The sequence below is a fragment of the Nostoc sp. DedQUE08 genome (genome assembly GCF_034530895.1).
GTDB lineage: Bacteria > Cyanobacteriota > Cyanobacteriia > Cyanobacteriales > Nostocaceae > Nostoc.
Genome location: NZ_JAVRCD010000029.1, coordinates 88,091 through 94,090, shown reverse-complemented (window position 1 = coordinate 94,090; position 6,000 = coordinate 88,091). Strand labels below are relative to the sequence as shown.

The window sequence follows — 6,000 nt, the reverse complement described above, 5'->3', positions numbered from 1 at the left end:
GTATGGACATTGCACAGTAGATGACCTCAATTCATCCCTCTATTATGCAACGCCAGATTTATTTATTGCAAAAGTCATTTAGCACTGTTCGTTTATCCACAAATGTGCATTAATCATCTACAAATACACCTCTAATATCGTGTCTGGCTAAAAACTTCTTATTAAGACCGCAAAGGCCTAGAGGAAAGGAATTTTCCGGTATTCTGCATAGATTCGGGAGTTCTACCTAACTAGCCTGACATCAATAATTGATTGAATCAACACAAAATTACAGGAGATCACAGAGAAGCGGAATCAAAAACTCCGCGTTCCTCTGCGTTTAAATTTAAACCTGAATTCGTCACTATTTCGGATATTTTAAAAAACTTAACTGATGTATAATCGGAAATTAGCGGTAAAGATTTCTTAGAGACTTATTTTCAATTCGTATCGCTGTAACTATAACTAGCTATCAGTTCAACACTATTGATTGAATTTTCCAAATTTTATTACATTTCTAGTCAATTTCGCTGTTGTCGGTATCAGATCCTTGTAAGGCCATTTCAAAATTCATTCTCTGTTCGGCGTTACGTAAGAAATAACCACTAATCATCGCAGAAGCAAGAAGCCTACCTAAATTTTCCCGATTTGTGGTGACAGTAACACCAAAGTGTTCTGAAGGTAGATTACCTAATAGTCCTGTAATATTTCGTTCCATTACCTGAAAGACTTCGGCAGACGTGGGTTTGGATAGCTGGGTAACTGTCTCTGGACTCAAGGATTTAACGTACTGCCATAGTAAATCGTTAGTTTCTGCTTCGCTATTAAAAAATTCTGAGACACGATTGGATGGGTTACTCATTTTTTAGCTCCTTAACTACCACTATTAGCTGCGGTGCTTGTGATTTGAATATTAAATGTTTGTTTTGGATTTGACTTAGTTATTTTGTCTTCCTGTCAACTAATGTAACAGCCTAGCGTAAGAGTGGAAGTAGGTGTAACCGTACCAAAGTCAGCGTATTTTCTCACCAATTGGTCAGTAGTCATTGGTCTTTAGTCCTTTGTTAACAACTAATGACAAATGACTAATGACAAATGACTAACTTGCCAAATATTCATCCATGTTGGCTTTAGACTTGCGAAGTTTGCTTAAGGCTTCCCGTTCAATTTGTCGGACTCGTTCTCTACTGATGTTCAATATTTCACCAATTCTAGCCAGAGTCAGAGCTTGCCCATCAGTTAAGCCAAAACGCAGTGTGATTACCTCCCTCTGTTGTGGCGTGAGATCGCCCATCAAGCGATCTAAGTCATAAGATAGGGAAGATTGCATAACAAACTCTTCGGGAGAAGCGCCTGGATCTTCCAGCATTTCTCCAAGTTCGGTGTCGTAGTTATCACCCAGCCGCAAATCCAAGGAAAGAGGCAAACGCGCCTTTTCTAAATACTCTCGCACTTGTTTGGGCGTCAATTCTAATTCTTGAGCTAGCTCCCCAGCCGTAGGAGCGCGTCCCAACTTTTGAGACAATTGGCGCTGTGCCTTTTTAATCTTATTTAATTTTTCGGTGATATGGATCGGCAACCGAATGGTACGAGCTTTTTCGGCTATAGCACGAGTAATAGCTTGCCGAATCCACCAATAGGCATAAGTAGAAAATCTGTACCCTTTGGTGGGGTCAAACTTTTCTACGCCCCGTTGCATACCAATGCTACCTTCTTGAATCAAGTCCAGTAAATCGACGTTACGCTTGATGTATTTTTTGGCAACGGAGACTACCAGCCGCAAATTGGCTTCTACCATCTTGCGCTTGGCAATTTCACCATCTGCGATCGCTTCGTTCAACTCTGCTGGTTCTAGGTTTGTTGCTTTGGCCCACTCTTCTAGAGTCGGTTGATAACCTAGCTGGGTGGCAAGAGATTCCCTTGATTCGTGCAAAGCGCAGGAACGTTGCACTTGTTTACCATAGAAAATCTCTTCCTCGTGGGTTAAAAGTGGCACACGGCCAATCTCACGCAGGTAAGTCCGCACGAGGTCTGTGGCTGTCTGAGCGGTCTTCATGGCGCTACTCTTTGGTAATGATGGGGTTGGCGGTAGGGTCATTAAGGGATAGATGCTTTCTTTAGCTTTCTTTATTTATTAAGGTTCTACCCAGTCAGACTGGGAACCCGTACTATGGTTTGCAACTTACGCGCCTGAGAAAGTCGTCGTCGGCTGCTCATAATAATCAAATTTAGGCTTCTTAACTGCTAAAACTACAGTTATTTTCTATTTTTCACAAGTATCTACAGTTAGATAAAAGGTTGCTTTTTAAACATTTTTTATGAAAGTCCTATTAACAATTGTAACATTTCTGAGAATATTTTGGCTAGATGGCGACATGAAATTTCCTGGTTTTTCCAGTTCATTGAATGTTGGTCTCTATCTGAAGGTTGACTAAAAGTCAATTTAAGAAACGATCTGATTCAAATAATTTTCCTCATATTTGTTAAAGTATCTCAATGAGAACTATATTCATTCTCTTCTAACAATTGTTTAATTTTTCTGGCAATTGGGAATTGTAAATCGGGAATTGGGCATGGGGCATGGGGCATTGGGTGTAGTTATTCCCCTTGTCTCCCCTGCTCCCCTGCTCCCGTTCGGCTACGCTCACGGCAAGTCTGCTTCCTGCTCTTTTACTTCCCTGCTTTCCTACTCCCTAAAGAGGGCAGTACTCTTGGATAGTTTTTACATCCAAAGTCGTATTTTGTAAGGAACGGATAGCGGCGACAGTAGCTTTTGCACCAGCGATGGTAGTAATGATGGGAATTTTGTAAGCTAAGGCTGTGCGGCGGATTAACCTAGCATCAGTCTGGGCTTCTTCCCCTGATGGTGTGTTGATAATAAGTTGGATTTTCTGGTTTTTGATCGCATCTAGGACGTGGGGACGACCTTCATGGAGTTTTAAGACTAATTCAATATTTAACCCCTGCTCCAGAAGAACTCGGCGTGTACCAAGGGTAGCCATCACTGTAAAGCCCAAATCGATAAATTCCTTGACCACACCACTTGCAGCAGCTTTATCGCGATCGCTCATTGATACAAATACAGTTCCACTTAGCGGTAAACGCTCCCCAGCACCCATCTCCGCTTTGGCAAAGGCACGGCCAAAGTCACTGTCAATCCCCATCACCTCACCAGTGGATCTCATTTCTGGGCCCAATATTGTATCAGTTCCTGGGAATTTATTAAAGGGTAATACAGCTTCTTTTACAGCAATATGTATGGGAATGACTTCCTCTGTAAAATTTAGCTCCTCTAAGGTTTTACCCGACATAATTAAGGATGCTAGTTTCGCTAGCTGTACGCCCGTAGCTTTAGATACAAATGGCACTGTGCGAGAAGCGCGGGGATTGGCTTCTAAAATGTAAACTTGGGGAGAATAGCTGCTTGCACCGACAACGGCAAATTGAATATTCATCAACCCTATGACTGACAATGCTTGTGCTAGCTGTATCGTCCAAGTACGAATCTGATTGAGAACTGCTGGTGATAGGGAAATGGAAGGTAAGGAACAAGCAGAATCTCCTGAGTGAATACCTGCTTGCTCAATGTGTTCCATAATACCGCCAATTACCACTCTTCCTGTATGGTCGGCGATCGCATCGACATCGACTTCAATCGCGTTTTCCAAAAACTTATCAATTAAAATCGGATGTTCTGGTTCTACGAGTACCGCAAAGGTCATGTAGCGTTCCAACTCAGAATCGGAATAAACGATTTCCATTGCCCGTCCCCCCAACACATAGCTGGGACGCACCACCACTGGATAGCCAATACGTTTGGCGACAATCAGCGCATCTTCGTAACTCCGCGCAATACCATTAGGTGGTTGGGAAATATTCAACTGTTGGAGAATCTTTTCAAACCGCTCCCGGTTTTCTGCCATGTCGATGGAATCTGGCGATGTCCCCCAAATTTTAGTGAGCAGTCCTGATGCGTCATTGTTAAGAAACTCTTGTAAAGGAATAGCCAACTTTAGCGGCGTTTGTCCGCCAAACTGGACAATTACCCCGACTGGATTTTCAGTTTCGATGATGTTAAGAACATCTTCTTTTGTTAACGGCTCAAAGTAAAGGCGATCGCTGGTATCGTAGTCTGTCGAAACTGTCTCTGGATTAGAGTTGACCATAATCGTCTCATAGCCTGCATCCTTCAAGGCATAGGCGGCGTGACAACAACAATAGTCAAACTCAATTCCTTGTCCAATGCGGTTTGGGCCACCACCCAAAATCAACACTTTTGGCTTGGTTACAGGCAAAACCTCTGTTTCTTCTTCGTAGGTAGAATAGTAGTAGGGAGTAAAGGCTTCAAACTCAGCAGCGCAGGTATCTACTGTTTTGTAAACTGGGATGATTCCTAGTTGTTTGCGGTAGGTGCGAACTTCATCTTCAGTGGTTTTTGTGGCGTAAGCAATCTGGCGATCGCTATATCCGTCCCGTTTCACTTCATAAAGTTGCTCTTTTGTCAATTGCTGCAAAGGTGTCCGCTTGAGGAATTTCTCGACATCTAGCAATTGCTGAAATTTATCTAGGAACCAGGGGTCAATACCAGTCAGTTCGTAGATTTCCTCAGCACTAATCCCTAGTTGCAAGGCATGGCGCACGGAGAAAATGCGATCGGGGTTAGGTGTCCGCAGTTGGGCGCGGATTTGTTCGCCACTGGGTAGTTTTTCAGCTCCATCGCAACCCCAACCAGCGCGTCCGGTTTCGAGCGATCGCAGTGCCTTTTGGAAGGATTCATTGAATGTGCGCCCAATTGCCATTGCTTCCCCAACTGATTTCATTTGGGTTGTCAGCACTGCGTCGGAACCGGGGAACTTTTCAAAGGCAAAGCGGGGAATTTTTGTCACCACATAGTCAATTGTCGGCTCAAAGGACGCGGGAGTTTTCTTGGTGATGTCATTTTTAATTTCATCCAAGGTGTAACCCACAGCCAATTTTGCAGCCATTTTGGCGATCGGGAAACCCGTGGCTTTGGAAGATAAAGCCGAACTGCGGGAAACGCGCGGGTTCATCTCAATTACAACCACATCGCCATTAACTGGATTGATGGCAAATTGAATATTAGAACCGCCAGTTTCCACACCGATCTCACGGATGATTTTAATTGCCATATCCCGCAGCCTTTGATATTCTTTATCAGTAAGGGTTTGCGCGGGAGCGACGGTAATAGAGTCTCCGGTGTGGATGCCCATAGGGTCAAGGTTCTCGATGGAGCAGATAATCACCACGTTATCTGCCAAGTCACGCATCACTTCGAGTTCATATTCTTTCCAGCCGAGTAAAGACTGGTCAATGAGAATTTGCGAAACAGGGCTGGCATCTATACCTACCTGTGCCATTTCTTCAAATTCTTCTTGGTTGTAGGCAATGCCGCCGCCACTTCCACCCATTGTGAAAGCTGGACGAATAATTAGGGGATAACTACCAATTTGACGGGCAACAGCTTTGGCTTCTTCTAAAGATTCGGCTGTGCCACTGGGACATACGGCTACCCCAATCCTTGCCATTGCTTCACCAAAAAGTTTTCGATCTTCAGCTTTTTCGATCGCTGGTAGTTTAGCGCCGATTAACTCAACGCCGTACTTTTCCAGCACCCCATTTTTGGCTAAAGCAACGGCGATGTTGAGGGCGGTTTGTCCTCCCATCGTTGGTAGGAGAGCATCAGGGCGTTCTTTTTCGATGACTTTTTCGACCAATTCCGGTGTCAACGGCTCAATGTAAGTGCGATCGGCCGTTTCCGGGTCGGTCATAATCGTTGCAGGGTTGGAGTTGACCAAAACCACTTCATAGCCTTCTTCTCGGAGCGCTTTGCAGGCTTGAGTGCCAGAGTAGTCAAACTCACAGGCTTGTCCGATCACAATTGGACCAGAACCTAACAGTAGAATCTTCTGGAGGTCGTCACGGCGGGGCATAGTCGTTGCCTTGGAATACGAGAATAGAAATCCTGATCATTTTAAGGGTCTTTACCCCCTATGGTGCTTT

3 protein-coding genes are annotated in these 6,000 nt (G+C 44.2%); all 3 read right to left on the bottom strand.

Annotated elements, in window-relative coordinates; genetic code table 11:
• Positions 1–496: 496 nt before the first annotated feature.
• The 3 genes from RMY64_RS19930 to carB all read right to left on the bottom strand — a co-directional run bounded on the left by RMY64_RS19930 (position 497) and on the right by carB (position 5,930).
• Positions 497–841, bottom strand: coding sequence for a DUF760 domain-containing protein (locus RMY64_RS19930; RefSeq protein WP_322687721.1), 345 nt, complete (start codon positions 839–841; stop codon positions 497–499).
• 237 nt (positions 842–1,078) lie between these two features.
• Entirely contained in the window at positions 1,079–2,035 is a 957-nt protein-coding gene (locus RMY64_RS19925; protein WP_322686662.1) for an RNA polymerase sigma factor, RpoD/SigA family, read from the bottom strand.
• Between the two features lie 637 nt (positions 2,036–2,672).
• On the bottom strand, positions 2,673–5,930 hold the full coding sequence (gene carB, locus RMY64_RS19920; protein WP_322700921.1) for a carbamoyl-phosphate synthase large subunit: 3,258 nt from the start codon (positions 5,928–5,930) through the stop codon (positions 2,673–2,675).
• Between the last annotated feature and the right edge of the window lie 70 nt (positions 5,931–6,000).